The following is a 21,270-nucleotide window of genomic DNA, read 5'->3' as shown; positions in this document are numbered from 1 at the left end:
TGGCAAACTAACCTGACCTGCCGAAGGTTCAGTTTTCCTTTTTTTTGCCGCATACTTCACGGTCTTTCGGACGCGATCCCTTTGTCGCGGTCCGGTCACAAGGGTCGTGGAAGCTTCGTGCTTTCACGTCGAATTATCCAGCGGGGACCCTTGTAGCTAACCCGCCTCTACTGCTGGCCCCATCCCCGGCCATGGAGAGTCGCTGTGGTTAAACCGCTTCCCCGCCTGCGTCTGCAGGGCTTCAACAATTTGACGAAGGCCCTGAGCTTCAATATCTATGACATCTGCTATGCGGTGTCCGAAGAACAGCGCCAGCGTTATATCGAGTACATCGACGAGCAGTACGACGCCGATCGCCTGACCCAGATCCTGACGGATGTGGCCGAGATCATCGGCGCCAACATCCTGAACATTGCACGCCAGGACTACGATCCGCAAGGCGCGTCCGTCACCATTCTCATTTCCGAGGAGCCGGTGGTGGAGAAGCTTGGCCGCGACACCATCTCCGACGCGGTGGTCGCGCACCTGGACAAGAGCCACATCACCGTCCACACCTACCCGGAAACGCACCCGCACAACGGCATTGCGACCTTCCGTGCGGACATTGATGTCGCCACCTGCGGCGTGATCTCGCCGCTGAAGGCCCTGAACTATCTGATCGACAGCTTCGAGTCGGACATCGTGATCGCCGACTACCGCGTGCGCGGCTTCACGCGTGACGTGAAGGGCAAGAAGCACTTCATCGACCACAAGATCAACTCGGTGCAGGACTACCTGGCCAAGCACATCCGCCAGAAATACGAGATGTTTGACGTGAACGTGTACCAGGAAAACATGTTCCACACGAAGATGCACATCAAGGACTTCGACCTTGATACGTACCTCTTCGAGGCGCATGCGGACGACCTCTCGTTCAAGGAGCGCCAGCGCATCGAGTCGCTGTTGCGGCGCGAGATCGAGGAGTTGTTTCACGGGCGCAACCTGATGTGACGAAGAACCCGCCGAAAGGCGGGTTTTTTTGCGGCCCTCTCGGCGTTCGGGGACGGCACTGGTTGGGCTCGCCATTTTTGCCACTGGCGTTGTTTTCACTTCCGTGCCTGGCGGCATTTGTTCTTGGCTCGTCATTCCTGCGAAGGCAGGAATCCAGTGACTTTGGGCTGCGGTTGTCGCGTTACCGTTGCGGTCGTCCTCATGCAGCGCTTCCGCCGACATGCCGCCTGCGCGGCGGGCGTTTCGATCGGCTGCCGCCGCTCAAGTCACTTTTCTTTTGCTGGCCCATGCATGCGCAGGAGCGCATGCGAACGGCGAAGCCGGCCCGAAGAGCGGAGGGCAGGATGCCCGGAGTCAAAGAAAAGTAACCCAAAGAAAACGGCCCTCAAGGCAAAGGCTCATAGCGTTCTGTTGGATACGAGCCTTGCAGCCTTCGGGGTTCAGATCGTCACGATCTCCCTAATGAGCGTTGCCGCTACACAGCAACGCGCCGAAGCGAAGAGGACTTAAAGCGGACTCGCTTTTTGCAGTGCCTCCTGCTTTCTCTTCTTCCATTCGGGGTAAGGTCAGGGCACTGCCGGCTTACGGTGTGAGAAGCCGGTGCTCTCGAGAACGTCTGGCGAGCGTCGGGTCAAACCCTATACGCCACCGTCTTCATCACCATCGACGTCAGGTGCATCACGCCGGGAATCGGAAACGGCAGGTCGATGCCGCCGCGTTCGCGTGCGTTGTGGGCGTGGCGGATCTCGTCGGCCTGCATCTGCGACAGCACGGCGCGGGAGCGTTCGTCCTGTGGCGGCAGCTTGTCGAGGTGTTCTTCCAGGTGCGCCTCCACTTGGCGCTCCGTTTCCACCACGAAACCCAGGCTTACCGGGTCGCCGGCGAGTGCTGCCAAGGCGCCGATGGCGTAGCTGCCCGCGTACCACAGCGGATTGAACAGGCTGGGGCGGCTGTCGAGTTCCTTCAGGCGTTCGGCGCACCAGGCGAGGTGATCGGTTTCCTCGGCGGCGGCGTGCTGCAGGTGTTCGCGGATGTCGTCATTGCGGGCCAGTGCAGCCTGCCCGTCATAAAGTGCCTGCGCGCAGACTTCGCCGGTGTGGTTGATGCGCATGAGGCCGGCGGCATGGCGGCGCTCCGCATCGTCCATGTCGGCTTCGTCGAAAGCGTCGGCCGGTGAAGGGCGTGCGGCTTCCGGGGTACCGGACACGGTTTCCAGCGCGCGTTCGATGCCGGACAACAGGCGGTCGAGCGGGGAAAGCGTGCGTGCGTTCATGGCGATGTCTCCAGTTGCTGCGCAAGCAGCGTAAGCGGATGCATGGTCGGCCAATGCGCGCCATGGCCATCCATGCCTGCCGCTAGGTGCAGGCGGCAACCGATATTGGACGACAACAGCTGCTGCGGTGCCAAGATGGCGATTTGTCCAAGTACGCCATCGCGAAGGCGCGCCGCGCGCTCGGGGAATTCCAGCATGTGCGAGCCGGCCGCGCCGCAGCAGTGCGGTGGACGCGGCACGGGTGCGACATCGAGCGACGGCACCTGCCGCAGCAGCTCCTGCAGTGCCGACTCGCTACGCGCCACATTGAGCTGGGTGCATGGAAAGTGCAGTGCGATACGTCGCTCCAGAGGACGGAACGCCAGGCGCTCCTTGCGTGCCGCAATCAGCATGATCGGGTCGGCCACCGCGACGCCTGGAAGCGCGCGCCGCAGCGTTCCCAGGCAACCAGGTGTCACGCTGACGAGATGTGTCGCCCCCGATGTTTGCCAGCAGTCGCGCACGCGGTCGGCAAGCCGATCCGCGGTATCCATGTCGCCGCCATGCAGATCCATCGCGCCACAACAAAAAGCTGGCAGGCGCGTGACGCGATAGCCCGCAGCCTGTAGCAGCACGGTGGCGGCACGTTCGGCGGCCTCGTCCTCGACGCTTGCGACACAGCCGGGAAAGAGGGCGACGGTGATTTCCTCGGCGTTGCCATTCGTGGATGCCGGTGGCATGGGCGCGCTGGCGGTGTCCGGCCACGTTTCCAGTGCAGCGCGCCACGCCGAACTGGCTGGCAGGCGATCACCGAGACGCTTCTTCCAATGCTTCAGGCCGGTGGCTCCGCCTAAGCGCGCGGCCAGCCGAAGCAAGGTGGGCTGCTTGAGCATGGCCAGCAATTGCCTGGGGCGTTGTGGCGACGGCCCGATCAGCGCCCGCGTTTCCACCAGCAGCTCGTCGTAGGCGACGTTGGCCGGGCACACGCGCTGGCAGTTGAGGCACCCCAGGCAATGGTCCAGATGGATGCGCAGGGCGGCCGTGGGCTCGGCATCGCCACGGGCCAGCGCCGCTGCGATGGCGATGCGCCCGCGCGGCGATTCGGCTTCGTTGCCGTCCAGGCCATAGGTGGGGCAGGTGGGAAGGCACAGGCCACATTGCACGCACTGGTCGGCAAGGGCAGCGATCTTCTGTTTTCGAGTATGGGGGGGCTTTTCAAGCGCCATGGTCATCATGCTATCATTGCCAGCTCGCATCCCACCGGTCGGTGGGCTTGCGCGATTGATGAAAACTCCGTTATCATCTCGCGCCTTTGTTCCACCGATTATGTGAACCGCCCTAGAGGCGGCAGACTAGGTATTCTGAAATGAAAACGTTCAGCGCCAAGCCGGAAAGCGTCAAGCGCGATTGGTTCGTGATTGACGCCACGGACAAGACGCTCGGTCGTCTTTCGACCGAGATCGCCCGCCGTCTGCGTGGCAAGCACAAGCCGGAATTCACCCCGCACGTCGACACCGGCGATTACATCGTCGTGGTCAACGCTGAGAAGGTGGCCGTCACGGGTGCCAAGCTGGACGACAAGATGTACCACCGCTTCACCGGCTACGTCGGCAACCTGAAGACCACGAGTCTCAAGGATTTGCTGGCCACGCATCCGGAGCGCGTCATCGAGATTGCCGTCAAGGGCATGCTGCCGAAGAATCCGCTCGGCCGCGCGATGTACCGCAAGCTCAAGGTGTACGGCGGCGCCGAACATCCGCATACCGCTCAGCAGCCGCAGGCGCTGGAACTCTAAGGAATCATCATGGCGATCCAGCAGAACTACGGCACTGGCCGTCGCAAGACCTCCGCCGCTCGCGTGTTCCTGCGCAAGGGCACCGGCGCGATCACCGTCAACGGCAAGACCCTCGACCAGTTCTTCGGTCGTGAGACGTCGCGCATGATCGTGCGTCAGCCGCTTGAGCTGATCGACGCGACCGAGAAGTTCGACGTGAACGTGACCGTCGCCGGCGGCGGCATCACCGGCCAGGCCGGTGCGATCCGCCTCGGCATCGCTCGCGCCCTGATCGAGTACGACGAAAGCCTGAAGTCCCAGCTCCGCAAGGCTGGCTTCGTGACCCGTGACGCCCGCGAGGTCGAGCGCAAGAAGGTCGGTCTGCATAAGGCCCGCCGCGCTACCCAGTTCTCGAAGCGCTAATTCTCCTCGGAGAGTTGCTTCGACGGTTCGGTGCACCAAGTCAGAGCGCACCGCTCCGCAGGGTTTTGGGAGATCGTCTAACGGTAGGACAACGGACTCTGACTCCGTTTATCTAGGTTCGAATCCTAGTCTCCCAGCCAAAATAAAAGGCCCGCCATTTAGGCGGGCCTTTTATTTTGGCTGGGAGGTAGAGGACTCGGACCCCGTTCGACAAATTTGTCAGGAACAAATTTGGACAGCGCACAGCGCTGGCCCCGTAGCGCGAAGCGCGTAGGGGTGAGCCCCATGGATGGGGCGAAACAATCCAGGGCTCCACGCAAACGCTATCTGCCTAAGCCCAAATGCTTCTCTGGGCAAAACGCCGTATCGACACGGAGCACAGTGAATCGAACCACGCGTACTGGCGCAGCGCGACCTAGCCAGGGCACTCAGCTTGCTGAAAAGCCTCTCTACCTACTGTCGCGGCACCATCATCGGGACGCTCCCGCTCAACGAATGTCGTTGATTGGCACTGGTCATCACGAAGACGAGTTGCGGGTTGTCAAAGCTGACATCGATGCCGTCGATGGTCGTAAACGCGGGCAAAGGAAGCATCGTTGCCTTGCCGCCCGCCTCTATTCGATAGAGGCCATCCGTACCGACTGCCCACAGCGTGCCTCCGCTTTCGGCGATGCCGAAGAAGGCGACGGTTTCCGGTGGAGGTTTGCGTTTGCCCAGGGATGCCCAGAACGGCTGGGTGAAGGGCTTCGCGTAAAGCGTCCTTATTTTGCTGCCGCACACTTCCACGACGCGCCCTTCCATCAGCATGTGGACAAGGCCAACGGCAACGGCCACGCAGTGGGCATTCCACGGTACGGCTGCGATGCCGTTCACGGGATCGCACGAAGGATTCAATGGGCCGCTGCAGATCCCGGAGTCGTCTTCCTGCTCCACGGTGACGACGGCGCCCGTGGTCATATCGATGCGCCGCAACCCGCCACCCCATTCGCCGCCGTTGATGGAGACAAGCACCGAAGTACCTTCGTCATGGATGGCGGTGACGATGCCACGAGGTAGTTCACCGGCAAGACTGACCGAATGTGGCGAGGTGCCACTGCCAAGTTCAATCAGCCGTCCGGATGTCAGCACGTGGGTCTTTCCAGCGTTGCATGCGACAGCCAACAGACTTTCGCCCTGTTTGACGATGCTTGTGACAAGCGGCCAGTCCTGTGCTTCCCGGCGGTGTATTTCCCAGGCGCCATCCTTGCCGTCGATAATGACTTGCGGCTGCCGGGCGCTCACGCACAGGTCGAGAACGGGGCTGGCGAATGCCTGCGTGGTGCGCTCGTGGTCATCGGGCCGGATGGTGGACAGCTCACCGGCGTCGGAAAGCAACCAGAGCTGTCCATCTGCGAAAACCGCGCGAGTGATCGAGGACACTTGGTCCGCACGTACCGGCTCGACGGCGCGTGCCAGGGTGGGAGCGGCGACGCCAAGGGCGATCAGCAGCAGGCATGTGCATGACGCTCGAACAGATATTGCACTTGTCGCGGAAATCATTAGCCCACCGTACGCTTCCTTTCGTGCGGTCAAGCATAAGTGATGCTTAGGCTGGCGCATGGCAGGGCAGTCGACAAAAAACGCCGGCCCCTGGGGGCCGGCGACTGATTCGTCGAGCGTCAGCGAATGGCGATCACATCACCCGATCACCCACCAACACCACATCCGCCGGCCGCCGCGCAAACAGGCCCACCGTCACGATGCCAGGAATCTGGTTGAGGTCTTTCTCCAGGCCCGCCGGGTCGGCAATCTGCCAGCCGTGCACATCGATCACCCAGTTGCCGTTGTCGGTGACCACGCCGTCGCGCCACACCGGGTTGCCGCCGCGCTTGACGATTTCGCGGCCGACCAGGCTGCGGGCCATCGGGATCACTTCGATCGGCAGCGGGAATTTGCCAAGCAGGTTCACTTGCTTGCTCGAATCGATGATGCAGACGAACTTCGCGCTCGCCTCGGCGATGATCTTCTCGCGCGTGAGCGCGGCGCCGCCGCCCTTGATCAGGCGCTTGTGCGCGTCGCACTCGTCCGCGCCGTCCACGTAAAGGTTGAGCGCGCCGGTGGCATTGAGATCGAGCACCGGAATGCCCACGCGCTTGAGGTGTGCGGTGGACTGTTCGGAGCTGGATACCGCGCCTTCGATGCGGTCCTTCAAATCGGCCAGTGCATCGATGAAGAAGGCGACGGTGGAACCGGTGCCGACGCCGACGATGGCACCGTTTTCGACGTAGCGGATGGCGGCTTCGCCGGCCTGGCGTTTTTCGTTGGCGCTCATGCGTGATGTTCCGATAAGGAGAAAGCGTTATTCCATCGCCAGAATGTGGCGCCATTCCTCGGCGCCCACCGGCATGACGGAGAGTCGGTTGCCTTTGCGCACCAATGCCATGTCGGTGAGGGCGGCGTCGGCCTGCAGTTCCTTGAGCGTGATGGTGCGCTTGAGCTTCTTCACGAACTTCACGTCCACCAGCATCCAGCGCGGGTTGTCGCGCGAGCTGGCGGCGTCGAAGTACTTGCTCTTGGGATCGAACTGGCTGGGATCGGGATAAGCGTCCGTGGCCACTTCGGCAATGCCGACGATGCCCGGTTCGGCGCAATTGGAGTGGTAGAAGAAAATCCTGTCGCCGATGCGCATGCCGTCGCGCATGAAGTTGCGCGCCTGGTAGTTGCGCACGCCGTCCCAGTGTTCCTGGCCTTTGCGCTTGAGGTCGTCGATGGAAAACGCATCCGGCTCCGACTTCATCAGCCAGTACTGAGTGGTTTTACTCATGCGTGCGCTTCTCCGTCTTCGCGCGTGGCGTGGCAGTCGATCAGTTCGCGATCCGTGGCAATGAAGTCCAGTGGCACGTCCCACGGCTCTTCATCGATCTCGGGCAGTTCCTGGAACGCATAAGCGATGCCAACCAGCAGCGGCTCGGTGGGGCGCACCTGCTCGTTGAGGAAGGCGAACGCCCGGTCATAGTAGCCGCCGCCCGTGCCCAGCCGGTTGCCGCGGCGGTCGAAGGCCGTCAGCGGCAGCAGCACGAGGTCGAGCTGGAACGGCTCCAGCAGCTCCTTCGGCGCAGCGGGCTCAGGAATGCCGTAGCGATTGGGTTGCACGTCCTCGCCCGATTGCCACGGCGCAAAGCGCAACTGATGGTTCGGGCCGATCACCGGCAGCAGGAATTGCTGCCCGCGCGTAGCCAGCGGCGGGATGATCAGGTTCAGTGGCAGCTCGCCGTTGACGGCCCAATAGCCCGCCACGCGCGCGTCGGTGAGGTATTCGGGGAGCTGATCCAGGCTGCGTCGCAGCCCCTGGGCGGCAGCGATCCGCTGCGCGGGCGTCAGGGCGCGGCGCTGTTCGGCCAGTTGCCGGCGTAGTTCGCGTCGCTGGGCGTTGGCGTCCACGTTCGCGTCTCCTGCTGTGCGAGCGAGCGGCCCTTTGAACTTACGGCGCCCTGGGGCGCCGTAAGTGAAGGAATAGGTGGCGTTAACCGCGATGCCGCTGCCCACCGAACGACCTTGATCCACGATGGATCAGGTGGGAGGGCGACATGGTCTCAAGGCTTTCCGCACGCGGCGGACATGCACAACAACCGATGAAAAGCCGACCCGGGGCCGTATTTAGGAACAAGGCAAATGTAAGAGTGTGCTGGCGCACACCGCAGATAACGCCGTGGACTATTTTATGTGGGCGTCCAGTGCGGCTTCAAGCTTGCGACGCAGTGCAGTAATGCCGTCAGTCACGCTCTGATCAGAGCCAGTGTGCTGCTTGCGCAGCGCAAGGAATTCATGCGTGACGCTGATGGCGGCCAGCACGGCCAGGCGATCGAAGCCCGGCGCCTTCGCGTTGGCACGCAATTCGCGCATCTTGCGATCGAGGTAGGCAGCCGATTCCAGCAGGCCTTCGCGTTCTTCCGGCGCACAGGCGATCAGGAATTCGCGATCCACCAGTCGCAGGGCGACAGGCACGTTGGCGGTGCTATCCGTGCTGCTCTCAGCCATTGTTCTCAAGCGCCTTCAGTCGCTGGATCATTGCTTCGACGCGGCTGCGCGCCTGCTCGTTGCGTGCCATGAGGCCGGCCCGTTCGTTGGCCAGTTGTTCCTGGCTGTGACGCAGGCTGCGGTTTTCTTCGGAAAGTCGGCGTATGGCGTCCAATAGCCGATCCACTTGCTCGCCGAGGGCTGCAAGCTCTTGCTTGACGGGATCTGGCTTGACGGAATCGGGCACGCTCATGGGCCAGAACTATAACAGGAGGTCTGAGAGCCTGTTCAATGCTTCCACGTAGTTCGCGTTAGTCACCGTTGGCACCCTGTGCGTGGTTCGTGGCGCCGCGCCTGACTGGTGGTCAGGTCAAGCCATGAGCCGCGCACAGGGTGCCAACGGTGACTAACCCTTCGGGCCAGGTCTGTTTGCCCGCGAGCCTGCGTCATCACTCGGTCGTGTATCGACATACACTCCCTCGATCTTCCTTGGCTGGCGGGCAAACAGATCCTGGCGCGAACCACGTGGAAACATTGAACAGGCTCTAGGAAAGCAGCAGGCCAAAAGGCGTTTCGGGAACCAGTGCATTAAACTGCTCGCTTGTCTTGAAAGGAGCCCTGCCATGACCACGAACGAGCTGATCGGCTACGACGAACTGGATGCCGCCGCCGCCCGTCTCCAGCTGGCCGAAGATGCCAGTGGCCTGCATGGCTCGCTATGCGGTTTCCTGGCTGGAGGCGGTCGCATCGGTCGTCAGTCGCTGGTCGAAGCGTTGCACCTGGATGCCGAAGCCGCCACGCCATCGGCCGGCGACCAGGCCGTGCTCGACCGGCTGGTAAAGCAGACCCAGGCCGAGCTGGCCGATCCGGAACTGGGCTTCGAGCCGATGCTGCCGGCGGATGATCGCCCGCTGGCCGAACGCGCCGACGCGCTGGTCGACTGGTGCCGCGGTTTCCTCGGTGGCTTCGGCCTTGCCGGTGCGGAAACGCACAGCAAGCTGTCCGAAGAAGCCCAGGAAATCCTCAAGGACTTGGGCACCATCGCCGCCTCGTCGTTCGAATTTGGCGACGAAGACGAGGACGAGGATTCGCTGATCGAAGTGCACGAATTCGTGCGCCTCGGCGCGATGCTGCTGTTTGCCGAATGTTCCAATCGCGGCTCGAACAGCGACACCGTGCATTGACCATGTCGTCCGAGGAATACACCCGTCGCCGCCGCCAGTTGATGCGCATGGCGGGTGAGGACGCGGTACTGCTGATCGCCGCTGCGCCCGAACGCGTACGCAATGCCGACGCCAACTGGCCGTACCGGCAGGACTCGGATCTGCACTATCTCTCGGGCTTTCCCGAGCCCGAGGCCGTGCTGGCGCTGTTGCCTGGCCGCAAGCACGGTGAGGCCGTGCTGTTCTGTCGCGAACGCGACGAGGAACACGAGCGCTGGCACGGCGAATCCATCGGCACCGATCGCGCCGTGAGCGAACACGGTATGGACGATGCCTTTCCCATCGACGACATCGACGACATCCTGCCCGGCATGATCGAGGGCAGGGCACGCGTGTACTGCCATTTCGGCCGCGAACCCGAATTCGATGCCCGCCTGCTGGGCTGGATGCGACGCCTGCGGCAGTTGCGCGGCGGTGGCGTGGTACCGAAGGAATTCGTGGCGCTGGGACACCTGCTGCACGACCTGCGCCTGTACAAATCGCGCGGCGAACTGAAGCTGATGCGTTCGTCGGCGTCCATTGCCGCCGAGGCTCACCTGGCCGCCATGCGGGCGGCCGTTGCCGGCCGCCACGAATACGAGGTCGAGGCGGAAATCCTGCGCGTGATGCGCAGCCGCGGCGCCGTGCCCGCGTTTCCGCCCATCGTGGCCAGCGGCGCCAATGCCTGCGTGATGCACTACACGGCGAACCGCGCGGTGTTGCGTGACGGCGACCTGCTGCTGGTGGATGCAGGGGCCGAAGTGGACTGCTATGCATCCGACATCACGCGCACGTTTCCCATCAGCGGTCGCTATAGCCGCGAGCAGCGCGCGCTGTACGAAGTAGTGCTGGCCGCGCAGTTGGCCGCCATCGACGAAGTGCTGCCGGGCCGCGCCTTCAATGCGGCACACGAGGCGGCCGTGCGCGTGATCACCGAAGGCCTGTGCGCGCTCGGCTTGCTCAAGGGCTCGGCGGATGACGCCATCGCCGACGGCAGCTACAAGCGGTTCTTCCCTGCCAAGACCGGCCACTGGCTAGGCCTGGACGTGCACGACGTGGGCGACTATCGCGTGGACGGCGAGCCCCGCGTGCTCGAGCCGGGCATGGTGGTGACAGTGGAGCCGGGCATTTACGTGTCACCGGGCGATTTCACCGTGGCCGAGCGTTGGCGCGGCATCGGCATACGCATCGAGGACGACGTGGCGGTGGTGAAGGAAGGCCACGACGTGCTGACCAGCGGCGTGCCCAAGGATGCGGACGAGATCGAGGCCTTGCTCGCCTCGCGTTGAGGCATGGCCGACCGGAGCGCGTCATGCGCTCCGGTCGGCGCGTATCACTTGCCTGCGGGGCGCGGTTCCTTGCGCTGATGCGCTTCGTCGTCTGCGTGCACTTCGTACCACATCGCGTTGAGGATGCCGAACGCGCAGGCGAGGCCAAGGCCGAGCATCCAGGAGAAATACCACATGGCGTCGTTCCTCTCTCAGTAGGTGCTGCCGGAATGGCGCACGTGGTCCAGCGTGACGCGACCGCGCACCACGCGGTACACCCAGCTGGTGTAGATGATGATGAGCGGCAGGAAGATCACCGTCATCGCCAGCATCAGTCCAAGCGTGCCCTTGCTGGACGATGCATCCCACACCGTCAGGCTCGAGCGTGGATCCAGGCGCGAGGGCAGCAGGAACGGAAACAGCGCGAAGCCGGCGGAAAGAATGGTGCCCGCCACCATCAGGCTGCTGGAAATAAAGCAGCCCAGGCCCTTCTTGCCCACCGTGAGCTGCACGCTGACCGCGCCCACCAAAGCGAGCACCGGCGCGAGCCAGAACGAAGGATGCTCCATGTAACTGGCGAACCAGCTGCTGCCGTGCGCGACCTGCTTGAACAGCGGATTGGATACGCCATCTGTCACCACCGGTCCCACGATGGCGAATCCCGGCACGCCATACGCCAGCCAGATGCCGGCCGCGACGTAGAGCACCACATAGGCCAGCGTGACGATGCGCGCCACGCGCACGGCGCGATCGGCCACCACGTGATCGGCCTTGTACGCGGCCCAGCAGGCGCCATGCGCCAGCAGCATGCTCAGCGAAACGAGACCGGACATCAGCGCGAACGGATGCAGCAGTTCGAAGAAGCTACCGTGCCAACTCATACGCAGGTCGTTGTCGAACTGGAACGGCGCACCGAGGAACAGGTTCCCAAACGCCACACCCGAAATCAGCATCACCACGATGCCCGAGGCCGTCAGCACCCAGTCCCACAGCGTGCGCCAGCGCGCGTCGGGCACCTTGCCGCGGAAGTTGAAGCCCACCGGGCGCAGGATCAGCGCCACCAGCACCAGGAAAATCGCCAGGTACATGCCGGAGAACGACACCGCGTAGAGCTGCGGCCACGCGGCGAAGGCCGCGCCGCCGCCCAGCACGAACCACACCTGGTTGCCTTCCCAGGTCGGCTCGATGGTTTCAAGCATCACCAGGCGTTCGTCTTCCGTCTTGCCCAGCACGCGCAGCAGCGCGGCGATGCCGAAGTCGAAGCCATCCATGATGGCGAAGCCGATCAGCAGCGTGCCGAGCAGGGCCCACCAGATCACGCGTAGCGTTTCATAGTCGAACATGACGTTCTCCTCAGGCGCCTGCGTGCGCGGCAACGTGGGTCATGGGCGGCACCGGTTCGGAAGGCGGCCACAAGCCCAGGCCGTCCGGTCCCTTCTTCGCGTACTTCACCATCAGCACGGCGTCGATGATGGCCAGCGCGCTGTAGAACAGCACGAAGCCGCCCAGCGATGTCCATACCTGTCCTGACGTCACGCTGGAAACACCCAGCGCCGTCGGCAGCACGCCTTCGATGGCCCATGGCTGGCGCCCGTACTCGGCCACGATCCAGCCCAGTTCGGTCGACACCCATGGCAACGGCAGACTCCACAGCGCCACCTTGAGCAGCCAGCGGCGCTTGTCCAGCTGGCGCTTGCTCGCCTGCCAGAACATGACCGCGAACAGCGCGATGAAGTAGAAACCGCAGGCCACCATGATGCGGAACGCCCAGAACAGTACGGGTACGTTCGGAATGGTGCTGTCCGCGGCCTTCTGGATGTCCGCCGGCGTCGCCTTGCGCGGATCGTCCATGAAGCGCTTGAGCAGCAGGGCGTAACCCATGTCCTTGTCATGCGCGGCGAGTATGGCCTTCGCCTGCGCGTTGTCCTTGTCCTCGCGCAACACCAGCATGGCGTCGTACGCCTCGATGCCGGTATGGATGCGCCCCTTGGCGTCCTCTACCAGGTTGGTAATGCCCGGGATGGGCTTGTCGATGGAGCGCGTGCCGATCAGGCCCATCACCCACGGAATGCGCAGTGCGTAGTGCGTGGTGTGGTTTTCCACGTCCGGAAGGCCAAACAGCGTGAACGATGCAGGCGCCGGCTCGGTTTCCCACATCGCCTCGATGGCGGCCATCTTCATCTTCTGGTTTTCCGAAACGGCGTAACCCGATTCGTCGCCCAGCACCACCACCGAAAGCGCGGCAGCGAGGCCGAAGCTTGCGGCCACCGTCATCGAGCGCTTGGCGACATCGGTATTGCGACCACGCAACAGGTACCACGCACTGATGGAGAGCACGAACATCGAACCGATTACGTAGCCCGCGCTTACCGTATGCACGAACTTTGCCTGCGCCACGGGGTTGAACATCACTTCGGAGAACGAGGTGACCTCCATGCGCATCGTCTGCACGTTGAAGGCAGACCCCACCGGGTTCTGCATCCAGCCGTTGGCGATCAGGATCCACAGCGCGGAAAGGTTGGTGCCCAGCGCCAGGAACCAGGTGGTAAGCAAGTGCGCGATGCGCGACATGCGGTTCCAGCCCATGAAGAACAGCCCCACCAGCGTCGCTTCGAGGAAGAACGCCATCAGTCCTTCGATGGCCAGCGGCGTGCCGAACACGTCGCCCACGTAGTGCGCGTAGTACGCCCAGTTCATGCCGAACTGGAATTCCATGGTGACGCCGGTGGCGACGCCCATGGCGAAGTTGATGCCGAACAGCACGCCCCAGAACTGCACCATGCGCTTCCAGACTTCGCGCCCGGTCATCACGTAGACGGCCTCCATGATGGCCAGGATCCACACAATGCCGAGCGTGAGCGGTACGAAGAGGAAGTGATAGAGCGCAGTCAGCGCGAACTGCAGGCGTGAGAGCGTGACGACCTCGGGATCGATGATCATGGGCTGCCTGCTTGCGGTGAGGAAGAAGAGGACGCCGGCGCGAGCAAATGCTCGATGGCGGCAGGACGGGTATCGGGACGTTCGTAATGAGCGGCAACCGCCCACCAGACCACGGAGATGAAGATGATCTTGGCGAGCACCAACAGGATCAGCTTGCGCGCCAGGCGGCGCAGCGGCGGCCTTGGCAGGTCGACGGGAACCGACACCGGAATGGCCGGCTCGGCGGACGGCATGGACATGCTGCAGGCCCCTAGCTGTACCTTGGGGCGAGCATACGCAACCGACGTGAAGTTGTCGTGCGGAGGGTTGACGCAGCGGCGGATGGCCGCGCGGGCGCAAATGCCGCGCCACTTTCATGGAGTCTAGGTGTAAGTGCTTTTACCTAGGGCCCGCCCGCCATCGCGTGGCGGGCCATGTCGAAGCTGGCGTCAGCCGATCAGTGCAAAAGCATCGCGAGTGAGGTTCTCGGGTGCGTCGTCGGTGCACACCACATCGTCCTCGATGCGGATGCCGCCGTAGGGACGGAAGCGCGCCACCCGCGCCCAGTCGATGTCGCTGGCCGCTGGCTTGGCGCGCAATTCGTCGAGCAGCATGTCGATGAAATACAGGCCCGGCTCAATCGTCACCACCATGCCGGGCTCCAGCACACGCGTCATGCGCAGGTACGGATGCCCCGCCGGGCGCGCGATGGTGCCGCCAGTTTCGGCGGCCTGGAAGCCGGCCACGTCGTGCACCTGCAGGCCAATGGGATGACCCAGTCCGTGCGGGAAGAACGCGGAGGTGACACCCGAGGACACGGCGCTTTCCGCGCTCATGCGGATCAGGCCGTGTTCGCGCAGTACTTCGGCCAGCACGTGATGAGCGTGGATGTGCAATTCGGGATAGCTCTGGCCGGCGCGCACCTTGGCGGCGAAGCCCTTCTGCGCCGTGTCGACACTGTCGATCAGCGCCTGGAATTCCGCGTGCCCCTTCGTTGCATACGTGCGCGTGATGTCGCTGGCATAACCGGCAGCGCTGCCGCCCGCATCGATCAGGAACGAACGGCTTTTCGTGGGCGCCGTGCGATCGAAGTGCGTGTAATGCAGCACCGCGCCGTGTTCGTTGAGTGCCACGATGCTCGCGTAGGGCAGCTCGGCGTCGATCTGGCGGGCGGCAGCGAGATATGCCATGTGGATGCCGAACTCGCTCTCGCCCGCGCGGAATGCCTGCTCGGCTGCGCGATGCGCACGCGCGCCGACGCGGCTGGCTTCACGCATCAGTTCCAGTTCGTACGGCGTCTTGTACGAACGATGCCAGTGCAAATAGTCGAGCACCGCTTGCGGATTGTTCGCCTCGGCGCCGGGCACAGCGGGGCACTCCGGCCCGATGATGGCGCGTCGCGTGTTGGCGCCCGGCAGCAGCGCCACGGCCTCGGTCGCGTCGCGCACGATCTCGATGTCGAAATGCTCCACCCAGTAACCGCTCGGCGCTGCCGGCACCACGTGCCAGTAATCCCTGGGCTGCAGGAAGATCAGCTTCGGCTTCTCGCCTGGTGTGTAGACCACCCAACTCCCCGGCGTGTCGGTCAGCGGCAGCCAATGGCGGAAATGCGGGTTGGCGACAAAGGGATAATCCTGGTCGTCGAGGAACTTGCGCAGCGGCGTGCCTGAGGCGATCACCAGATGATCGAACCCGCCCAGGGCAAGCGCCTTGTCGGCGCGCTCGCGCAGCGTGGCTAGGTGTTGGGTGTAGAGCGGGGCGAGGCGGTCTTGCATGGTGGCTCCGGGCGACGGCGCCTGGTGGTGGGCACCGGGCGGGTGGGGAAGGGGGACATGATCGCGCGGAGGGGAGGGGATCGCTAGTTTTTGGGGCGCAGCTTTGCGCTTGTCATGCCTGCGGATATCGGAGGCGCGTTTCAGCAGCCCGCCCAGTGGCTTTGTTCTTGGTTGTTTCCATGCCGCGATCTGGCTCGCCTGCGGCGGGCTTCCGAACCGCTGCCGCGATCCGGGTTACTTTTCTTTTGCTGGCCCACGCACGCGCAGGAGCGCGTGCGAACGGCGAAGCCGGCCCGAAGGGCGGAGGGCAGGATGCCCGGAGTAAAGAAAAGTAACCACCGAGATGGTGGCAATGCCAAAAGAAACGGCCCCCCGGATGACGCGCCTTCCGTCCGTAGGACGGAAGGTACGCGGGCGGGTTACGGGGTTTCGACAGGACATCCATGTCCTGTCGAAAAACTGGCCGCATCCCTGCGGCCACCCTACGGGCTTTCCGCCCGCCGCCCGCCGCTGTCATACGGGGAACCCGTAGAGCGAAGAGTCAAAGCGCTAAGTTGCGATGCTTTCGCGAGCACCCGCCCCCTCTCCCCGGCCCTCTCCCGCAAGGGGAGAGGGAGAAGTGTGATGTAGCGGCAACCATGGACTGCGACGACAACCAAGACCGATGCGAAGCGAGGCTCCGCTTTAAGTCCTCTGCGATTCGGGCGCGTTGCGCAGCGCTTTGATGTACCTCCTGTGTGGCCTCCCATGGGTGTCCCGCCACAACAATCCTCTAGCGTTCGGGCTTATCCCAACACGATGCTGCGAGCCTTTGCACTGAAGGCCATTTTCTTTGGGTTACTTTTCTTTTGGGCCAGCAAAAGAAAAGTGACTCGAGCGGTGGCAGCCGATCGAAACGCCCGCCGCGTAGGCGGCCCGATCGCGGAAGCACCGCATAAGAGCGAGCAAAGGAATCGCGACAACCAAGAGCAAAGTCACTGGATTCCTGCCTTCGCAGGAATGACAAGCTAAGAGATCTTCGGCTGTTGACAGACTCCACCACCTCCTGCCCCCTGTTTTGGTCCGCAGGAATGACGAGCTAAAAAGCCGACGTCCCGTCGGCTTCATGTTTGCCCGGCCCACGTTGCAATGTAAGCTCCCAACCCTCTCACCATCGGCGAGAAGCAAAAAGCCTAATCGCGCTCCGGCTGCTCCAACCAAGCATCCAGCATCGCCGCATCCGCATCATCAATCGCCACGATGCGATACCCCGCCCACACCTGGCCCGGACTGGCCGCCGCCTCGTGCCACTGCTCCTGGATGCCCACCTCGATGCTCTGCGGCGAGCTGCCCAGGCCGGGCAGGGAGAGGCTCACCTGATAGATCGCTTCGCTGCACGGCGGATGCGTGCTGATGAGCAGCATGCCGTTGGCGGAGAGGTTGCCGAGGTGGCCGATGGGTTGGCCGGTGATCACGTCGGTGACCACGGCGGTGAAGTTGGCGCGTTTGCGCAGGGCGCGGCGCTGGTCGATGGAGGCAATGTTCTCGCTCACATCGATACCCCGGGGCGTGAGGCTGCGGCATGGGCGCCCGTGATCTGGCGCAGGTGGCTGGTGAGCGCATGCCAGGCGCGATCGAGCAGGTTCTCCTTCACCGGCGGCATCTCGCGCACGCGACCGCAGGCCATTTCATGCGCGAGTTGTTCCAGGGTCATTTCCTGGCTGCGCAGGCCGCGGCGCGTCACGAACAGGCAGTTGCCGGTGACGGGCGAATACCAAGCCAGCTTGCGTTGGGTGATGCCGCCGTTGTTTGGGTCGATGAATTCGAACCAGCTGCCGAACGGTAATTGGCGCAGTCGCTGGCGGATGCGGCGCTCCGGCGATTCGGGCGGCGGCGGAGGTGCCGGCGGCGCGGCGGCCGGTGCGGGTGCCGCCATCTCTGACGTGGCGTGTTCGCCCAGCCGCTGGTGCTGCTTGAGCTTGAGCGCGAGTTCGGTGGTGGTGGCCGCCTCGCTGGCGGCCGCGGTGCCGGGCGGAATGCCCAGCAGGCGCTGCGCAACCTGCACGGATTCTTCCGCGTGCATGCCGATCTGCTGCAGGCCCGACTCCACTTCGGCCTGCAGCAGGTTGCGATCGGCCACCGGCTGTTGGCCAAGCAGTTGATCGGTGATGCGCAGGCGCAGTGAAAAGGCTTCGCTATCCTCGCCGTGACGCAGCAGCGTGAGCGCGAGCACGTCGGACCACGCCCGCTCCAGCAGCGTACGCAGCAGGCCGCGCGGATTGCACTTCTCGAAGCGCTCCGACATCAGCTCGGCGGCGCGATGGCGGGCTTGCTCGAGCCGCTCGCGGCCCTGCATGGCTTCCACCTGGCGGCGCTCCGCAATTTGCGCCTTGCGGTTGAGCAGGCTCAGGTGATGTTCGATGTCGGCCAGCAGGCTGGTGTAGAGCCCGGTGCTGGGCGGCTCGCGGCGTGCACGGTCCACCAGCTGGTTGATCTTGGCTTCCAGCGAGCGGTCGACGTCGCCTTCGGGTCCGTCCAGCCAGTCGTTCGCTGCCTCGGCGACGAGGCCGAGCAGCTTGCGTGCGGGATGTTCGCGCTGATTGAAAAAACCCTGGTCGGACACCGCCATGCGCAGCAGCGGCAGCTGCAGGTCGCCGAGCAGCGAGTGTGCGTTGCCCTCGTGGTGCACCTGGCGATCCAACTGCTCGAACAGCATGGCCACCAGTTCCACCGTGTCGCCTTGTTCGTCGGTGAGGTGCATGGGCGCCGAGCCTTCCGGGCGACCTGCGTTGAGCTGGGTGAGCAATTCGTCGCGCAGCGCCTGGGCGCTGCGCAGTTCGCGTCGGGCCTGGTCGGCCACGTCGCTCACATGCAGTTGCAGCGCATCGAGGGCGAGCTGAAGTTCTTCCGGTGTCGCCGAACGTCCCGTGCCCTGATAGTTCAGCGCGCCTTGGCCGGCGCGGTGCTGGGCCAGCATTTCGCGCAGGTTGTCGAGCACGGCGATGCTGTCGCTGCGCGGTGCAGATGCCTGGGCGGCAGGTGCCGCCGCGGGTCGGTTGAATGCCGCGGGCGGGTTGTCGTTGGCGACCTGGCGAGGATGGCGTTCCACCTGCGCGCGCGGCGTGGTGGGAAAGGCGCGCAGTTGCGGCAGGATGCCGTCGGCGCGGAGATGTTCGTTGACCGTGTCGTAGAGCGTGGCCAGGCCCTGCACCACGGTCATGTCAAAGCTCTGCAACAACAGCAGGCGATGTTCGACCGGCAGTTCCGGCCCGGTCATCGCATCGCGGAAGGCGCCTGCCAGCGCTTGCGGGCCAAGCGGCAGGCTTTCGCCTTCCAGTGGCGGCAGGCTGGCCAATACGGCGAAGCGATAACCCAGTTCGAACAAGGCGGTGCCATGGCGCGCTTCGCCGCGCGCCACGAGCTTGTCGAGCGCCACTGTCTGCTCGTGTTCGGTGGGATCGAGCAGTTCCAGCGGGCGGCGGGGCAGGTCGGCGTGGGGCACTTCGGGCTCTGGCACCTTGCCTACGCCGCTGAAGTGCTGGCGCACGCCATCCATGAAGCGGCGCTCCATCGGCGTGCGCTGCTGCTGGATCACCTGGCGCGAGTACAGGCATTGCTGTTGCTCGACGGGGTTGCGCGAACGCTCGGCTTGGCCGTACAGCCGTTGCTCCGCTTCCGCGAAGCACTGGCGCAACGGCGCGTCCAGCCAGCTGGCGCACAGGGCATGCGTTTCTTCGATCAGTCGACGAGCGCGCGGCGCCCAGACAGCATTGTCAGGACGGGAGTCCCGATCGGATGCATGCGGCGGCCGTCGACCCTGCTGTTCGACTTCCATGACAGACCTTGGTTCATTCCCCCCGGATGGCACAGAGTCTAAGGCCGACGCGTTACGCCCGCCATCGGCCGGACGGTGGATTCAGTCAAGGAATCCGGAAATGACGTCGTTGAGGAAGCGCTGGCCGAGGGTCGTGGTGTGCAGGCGGCCGGCTTCGTCGGTCAGCCAACCTTGTGCACGTGCGCGGTCGAGTGCGTGCGCTATGCGCACGGCGGGCAGGCCGGTGCGTTCGGCGAAATCGGCCATGGGCACGCCATCGATCAGCCGCAACGCGTTGAGCATGTACTCGAATGGCAGTTCTTCCGCGGCTACCGGGCCGCTGCCGCCGATGCGCTCCACGCCGCCGGGTGCCGTCAGGTAGGCCTTCGGGTGGCGGGTCTTCCAGCGGCGGATGACCTCGCCGGCGGCCACATCGGTGATCTTGCCGTGCGCGCCGGCGCCGATGCCGAGGTAATCGCCGAAGCGCCAATAGTTGAGGTTGTGCACGCAGCGGCGATCGTTCTGGGCATAGGCGGATACCTCGTATTGCCTATAGCCGGCGTCGCCGAGCTGTTGTTCGCAGGCTTCCTGCATGGCCCAGGCGTGGTCGTCGTCAGGCAGTGGCGGCGGGTTGGCAGCGAAGGCCGTGTTCGGTTCCAGGGTGAGCTGGTAATGCGAGATGTGCGTGGGTTGCAGCGCGACGGCGCGCGCCACGTCTGCCAGCGCTCCGTCCAGGGATTGCTCGGGCAGCGCGTACATCAGGTCGAGGTTGATGTTGGCGTAGCCGGCATCCTGGGCGGACTTCACCGCGGCCTCCGCTTCGCCGGCCGAATGGATGCGGCCGAGCCGGCGCAGCTTGGCATCGTCGAAGCTCTGGATGCCGAACGACAGGCGGTTCACGCCCGCCGCCAGATAGCCATCGAAACGTCCATGCTCGACCGTGCCCGGATTGGTCTCCAGCGTGATCTCCGCATCGCTCGCCAACGGCAGGCGGGCACGCACGCCATCGAGGAAGCGATCGATCAGCTCCGGCGCGAACAGGCTGGGCGTGCCGCCACCAAAGAAGATGCTGTGCACGGTGCGGCCATGCACCGCCGTACCAAAGTCGCGCAGGTCGGCATCGAGATCGGCGAACAGTGCGTCGATGTAGCCGTCGTACGGCGGCGGCTCGTTGCGCAGGCCGTGGGAGTTGAAGTCGCAATACGGGCACTTCTTCACGCACCACGGCATGTGGACGTACAGCGACAGCGGTGGCGCGATCAACGACATGGCTTAGCGATGCACCTCGGCGAGCTGGTTGCGCAACAGCGCCAGCGCGCGGCCGCGATGGCTGATGCGGTTCTTCAGGCCCGGCGGCAGCTCGGCGGCGCTGACCGTTTCGTCTTCCGGCAGGAACAGCGGGTCATAGCCGAAGCCGTGCGTGCCGCGTTGCTCGGTGAGCACGTGGCCATGCCAGCGGCCTTCGGCGATCAGCGGCGCCGGATCGTCGGCGTGCTGCAGCAGCACGAGCACGCAGATGAAGAACGCGCCGCGCTGTTCCGTCGGCACGCCGTCGAGTTCGCGCAGCAGGCGCGCGTTGTTCGCGGCGTTGTCGCCATGCGTGCCGCTGTACCGCGCGGAATACAGCCCCGGCGCGCCGCGCAGATGCGTCACGCACAGGCCCGAATCATCGGCCAAGGCCGGCAGTCCGCTGATGCGCGAGGCATGACGCGCCTTGAGTAGCGCGTTCTCGACGAAGGTGAGGCCGGTTTCCTCGGCATCGGGCACGTTGAATGCCGATTGCGGTTCCACCTGCAGGCCGCCGTCGGCCAGCAGGTCGTTGAACTCCGCCAGTTTGCCGGGATTGCTGCTGGCCAGGACGATGCGTGTCATGCGCGT

At 64.2% G+C, this 21,270-nt stretch carries 22 protein-coding genes, 1 tRNA gene and 1 other RNA gene; 6 read left to right on the top strand and 18 right to left on the bottom strand.

Translation table 11 applies throughout. The annotated features are described in order from the left end of the window. Positions 1-204: 204 nt before the first annotated feature. A complete protein-coding gene (gene speD / locus ABIC75_RS09455) occupies positions 205-990 on the top strand; it encodes an adenosylmethionine decarboxylase (protein WP_019465856.1) in 786 nt (261 codons plus the stop codon). A 631-nt stretch (positions 991-1,621) separates the two neighbouring features. On the opposite strand, the gene coq7 is transcribed toward speD, so the two are convergent. Beyond that, complete coding sequence (gene coq7, locus ABIC75_RS09450; RefSeq protein ID WP_354013576.1) at positions 1,622-2,263, bottom strand: 2-polyprenyl-3-methyl-6-methoxy-1,4-benzoquinone monooxygenase; 642 nt, start codon at positions 2,261-2,263, stop codon at positions 1,622-1,624. Continuing rightward, positions 2,260-3,468: a (Fe-S)-binding protein gene (locus tag ABIC75_RS09445; RefSeq protein ID WP_354013575.1), complete on the bottom strand. Its 1,209-nt coding sequence runs from the start codon at positions 3,466-3,468 to the stop codon at positions 2,260-2,262. The genes coq7 and ABIC75_RS09445 overlap by 4 nt, the downstream gene beginning before the upstream one ends. Before the next feature lie 140 nt (positions 3,469-3,608). Between ABIC75_RS09445 and rplM the strand changes: the two genes are divergently transcribed. The 3 genes from rplM (at position 3,609) to ABIC75_RS09430 (ending at position 4,579) form a co-directional block, all read left to right on the top strand. Then, positions 3,609-4,037: a 50S ribosomal protein L13 gene (gene rplM, locus ABIC75_RS09440; protein ID WP_354013574.1), complete on the top strand. Its 429-nt coding sequence runs from the start codon at positions 3,609-3,611 to the stop codon at positions 4,035-4,037. Positions 4,038-4,046: 9 nt separating this feature from the next. After that, on the top strand, positions 4,047-4,439 hold the full coding sequence (gene rpsI, locus ABIC75_RS09435) for a 30S ribosomal protein S9 (RefSeq protein ID WP_109123709.1): 393 nt from the start codon (positions 4,047-4,049) through the stop codon (positions 4,437-4,439). Between the two features lie 66 nt (positions 4,440-4,505). Further along, positions 4,506-4,579: transfer RNA gene (locus ABIC75_RS09430), tRNA-Gln, on the top strand. Positions 4,580-4,892: 313 nt separating this feature from the next. On the opposite strand, the gene ABIC75_RS09425 is transcribed toward ABIC75_RS09430, so the two are convergent. From ABIC75_RS09425 to ABIC75_RS09395, 7 genes are all read right to left on the bottom strand, one after another. Then, entirely contained in the window at positions 4,893-5,978 is a 1,086-nt protein-coding gene (locus tag ABIC75_RS09425) for a hypothetical protein (protein ID WP_354013573.1), read from the bottom strand. 133 nt (positions 5,979-6,111) lie between these two features. Further along, a complete protein-coding gene (gene rpiA / locus ABIC75_RS09420; RefSeq protein WP_354013572.1) occupies positions 6,112-6,750 on the bottom strand; it encodes a ribose-5-phosphate isomerase RpiA in 639 nt (212 codons plus the stop codon). Between the two features lie 27 nt (positions 6,751-6,777). After that, complete coding sequence (locus ABIC75_RS09415; protein ID WP_354013571.1) at positions 6,778-7,242, bottom strand: EVE domain-containing protein; 465 nt, start codon at positions 7,240-7,242, stop codon at positions 6,778-6,780. Beyond that, entirely contained in the window at positions 7,239-7,859 is a 621-nt protein-coding gene (locus tag ABIC75_RS09410; RefSeq protein WP_354013570.1) for a 5-formyltetrahydrofolate cyclo-ligase, read from the bottom strand. The genes ABIC75_RS09415 and ABIC75_RS09410 overlap by 4 nt, the downstream gene beginning before the upstream one ends. Before the next feature lie 79 nt (positions 7,860-7,938). After that, positions 7,939-8,125, bottom strand: a non-coding RNA gene (gene ssrS / locus ABIC75_RS09405) — 6S RNA. A gap of 7 nt (positions 8,126-8,132) precedes the next feature. Beyond that, entirely contained in the window at positions 8,133-8,456 is a 324-nt protein-coding gene (locus ABIC75_RS09400) for a cell division protein ZapA (RefSeq protein ID WP_354013569.1), read from the bottom strand. Continuing rightward, the gene (locus ABIC75_RS09395) at positions 8,449-8,688 is read right to left on the bottom strand and encodes a TIGR02449 family protein (protein ID WP_354013568.1); all 240 of its coding nucleotides are present in this window, start codon (positions 8,686-8,688) and stop codon (positions 8,449-8,451) included. The genes ABIC75_RS09400 and ABIC75_RS09395 overlap by 8 nt, the downstream gene beginning before the upstream one ends. A gap of 370 nt (positions 8,689-9,058) precedes the next feature. Between ABIC75_RS09395 and ABIC75_RS09390 the strand changes: the two genes are divergently transcribed. After that, positions 9,059-9,619 (top strand): UPF0149 family protein, encoded by a 561-nt coding sequence (locus ABIC75_RS09390; RefSeq protein ID WP_354013567.1) that lies wholly within the window; start codon positions 9,059-9,061, stop codon positions 9,617-9,619. A 2-nt stretch (positions 9,620-9,621) separates the two neighbouring features. Next, positions 9,622-10,926: an aminopeptidase P N-terminal domain-containing protein gene (locus tag ABIC75_RS09385; RefSeq protein WP_354013566.1), complete on the top strand. Its 1,305-nt coding sequence runs from the start codon at positions 9,622-9,624 to the stop codon at positions 10,924-10,926. A 44-nt stretch (positions 10,927-10,970) separates the two neighbouring features. Here the strand turns inward: ABIC75_RS09385 and cydX are convergent, their stop codons facing one another. The 9 genes from cydX to rdgB all read right to left on the bottom strand — a co-directional run bounded on the left by cydX (position 10,971) and on the right by rdgB (position 21,264). Continuing rightward, complete coding sequence (gene cydX / locus ABIC75_RS09380; RefSeq protein ID WP_121882642.1) at positions 10,971-11,102, bottom strand: cytochrome bd-I oxidase subunit CydX; 132 nt, start codon at positions 11,100-11,102, stop codon at positions 10,971-10,973. A gap of 15 nt (positions 11,103-11,117) precedes the next feature. Beyond that, positions 11,118-12,248 carry a cytochrome d ubiquinol oxidase subunit II gene (gene cydB, locus ABIC75_RS09375; protein ID WP_354013565.1) on the bottom strand — a complete coding sequence of 377 codons (1,131 nt, stop codon included), beginning with the start codon at positions 12,246-12,248 and terminating at the stop codon, positions 11,118-11,120. Between the two features lie 10 nt (positions 12,249-12,258). Next, complete coding sequence (locus ABIC75_RS09370) at positions 12,259-13,842, bottom strand: cytochrome ubiquinol oxidase subunit I (RefSeq protein ID WP_354013740.1); 1,584 nt, start codon at positions 13,840-13,842, stop codon at positions 12,259-12,261. After that, entirely contained in the window at positions 13,842-14,084 is a 243-nt protein-coding gene (locus tag ABIC75_RS09365) for a hypothetical protein (protein WP_354013564.1), read from the bottom strand. The genes ABIC75_RS09370 and ABIC75_RS09365 overlap by 1 nt, the downstream gene beginning before the upstream one ends. 189 nt (positions 14,085-14,273) lie before the next feature. Beyond that, entirely contained in the window at positions 14,274-15,599 is a 1,326-nt protein-coding gene (gene pepQ / locus ABIC75_RS09360) for a Xaa-Pro dipeptidase (RefSeq protein ID WP_354013563.1), read from the bottom strand. Positions 15,600-16,771: 1,172 nt separating this feature from the next. Then, positions 16,772-17,131, bottom strand: coding sequence for a PilZ domain-containing protein (locus ABIC75_RS09355; RefSeq protein WP_354013562.1), 360 nt, complete (start codon positions 17,129-17,131; stop codon positions 16,772-16,774). Beyond that, positions 17,128-19,413, bottom strand: a complete 2,286-nt coding sequence (locus ABIC75_RS09350) for a DUF1631 family protein (RefSeq protein WP_354013561.1) — start codon at positions 19,411-19,413, stop codon at positions 17,128-17,130. The genes ABIC75_RS09355 and ABIC75_RS09350 overlap by 4 nt, the downstream gene beginning before the upstream one ends. Positions 19,414-19,494: 81 nt before the next feature. Continuing rightward, complete coding sequence (gene hemW, locus ABIC75_RS09345) at positions 19,495-20,661, bottom strand: radical SAM family heme chaperone HemW (protein ID WP_354013560.1); 1,167 nt, start codon at positions 20,659-20,661, stop codon at positions 19,495-19,497. 3 nt (positions 20,662-20,664) lie between these two features. Then, complete coding sequence (gene rdgB / locus ABIC75_RS09340) at positions 20,665-21,264, bottom strand: RdgB/HAM1 family non-canonical purine NTP pyrophosphatase (protein WP_354013559.1); 600 nt, start codon at positions 21,262-21,264, stop codon at positions 20,665-20,667. Positions 21,265-21,270: the final 6 nt, after the last annotated feature.

It is taken from the genome of Dyella japonica (assembly GCF_040545895.1).
Lineage (GTDB): Bacteria > Pseudomonadota > Gammaproteobacteria > Xanthomonadales > Rhodanobacteraceae > Dyella > Dyella japonica_D.
This window is presented reverse-complemented; position numbering and strand designations above follow the sequence as displayed.

Bases quoted from the DNA above. Each gene is read 5' to 3' on its own strand.
- rplM (WP_354013574.1), top strand. From the start codon at position 3,609: ATGAAAACGTTCAGCGCCAAGCCGGAAAGCGTCAAGCGCGATTGGTTC.
- ABIC75_RS09445 (WP_354013575.1), bottom strand. From the start codon at position 3,468: ATGGCGCTTGAAAAGCCCCCCCATACTCGAAAACAGAAGATCGCTGCC.
- ABIC75_RS09350 (WP_354013561.1), bottom strand. From the start codon at position 19,413: ATGGAAGTCGAACAGCAGGGTCGACGGCCGCCGCATGCATCCGATCGG.
- coq7 (WP_354013576.1), bottom strand. From the start codon at position 2,263: ATGAACGCACGCACGCTTTCCCCGCTCGACCGCCTGTTGTCCGGCATC.
- hemW (WP_354013560.1), bottom strand. From the start codon at position 20,661: ATGTCGTTGATCGCGCCACCGCTGTCGCTGTACGTCCACATGCCGTGG.
- ABIC75_RS09425 (WP_354013573.1), bottom strand. From the start codon at position 5,978: ATGATTTCCGCGACAAGTGCAATATCTGTTCGAGCGTCATGCACATGC.
- rpsI (WP_109123709.1), top strand. From the start codon at position 4,047: ATGGCGATCCAGCAGAACTACGGCACTGGCCGTCGCAAGACCTCCGCC.
- rpiA (WP_354013572.1), bottom strand. From the start codon at position 6,750: ATGAGCGCCAACGAAAAACGCCAGGCCGGCGAAGCCGCCATCCGCTAC.
- pepQ (WP_354013563.1), bottom strand. From the start codon at position 15,599: ATGCAAGACCGCCTCGCCCCGCTCTACACCCAACACCTAGCCACGCTG.
- ABIC75_RS09385 (WP_354013566.1), top strand. From the start codon at position 9,622: ATGTCGTCCGAGGAATACACCCGTCGCCGCCGCCAGTTGATGCGCATG.
- cydB (WP_354013565.1), bottom strand. From the start codon at position 12,248: ATGTTCGACTATGAAACGCTACGCGTGATCTGGTGGGCCCTGCTCGGC.
- cydX (WP_121882642.1), bottom strand. From the start codon at position 11,102: ATGTGGTATTTCTCCTGGATGCTCGGCCTTGGCCTCGCCTGCGCGTTC.
- rdgB (WP_354013559.1), bottom strand. From the start codon at position 21,264: ATGACACGCATCGTCCTGGCCAGCAGCAATCCCGGCAAACTGGCGGAG.
- ABIC75_RS09395 (WP_354013568.1), bottom strand. From the start codon at position 8,688: ATGAGCGTGCCCGATTCCGTCAAGCCAGATCCCGTCAAGCAAGAGCTT.
- ABIC75_RS09365 (WP_354013564.1), bottom strand. From the start codon at position 14,084: ATGTCCATGCCGTCCGCCGAGCCGGCCATTCCGGTGTCGGTTCCCGTC.
- ABIC75_RS09390 (WP_354013567.1), top strand. From the start codon at position 9,059: ATGACCACGAACGAGCTGATCGGCTACGACGAACTGGATGCCGCCGCC.
- ABIC75_RS09415 (WP_354013571.1), bottom strand. From the start codon at position 7,242: ATGAGTAAAACCACTCAGTACTGGCTGATGAAGTCGGAGCCGGATGCG.
- ABIC75_RS09400 (WP_354013569.1), bottom strand. From the start codon at position 8,456: ATGGCTGAGAGCAGCACGGATAGCACCGCCAACGTGCCTGTCGCCCTG.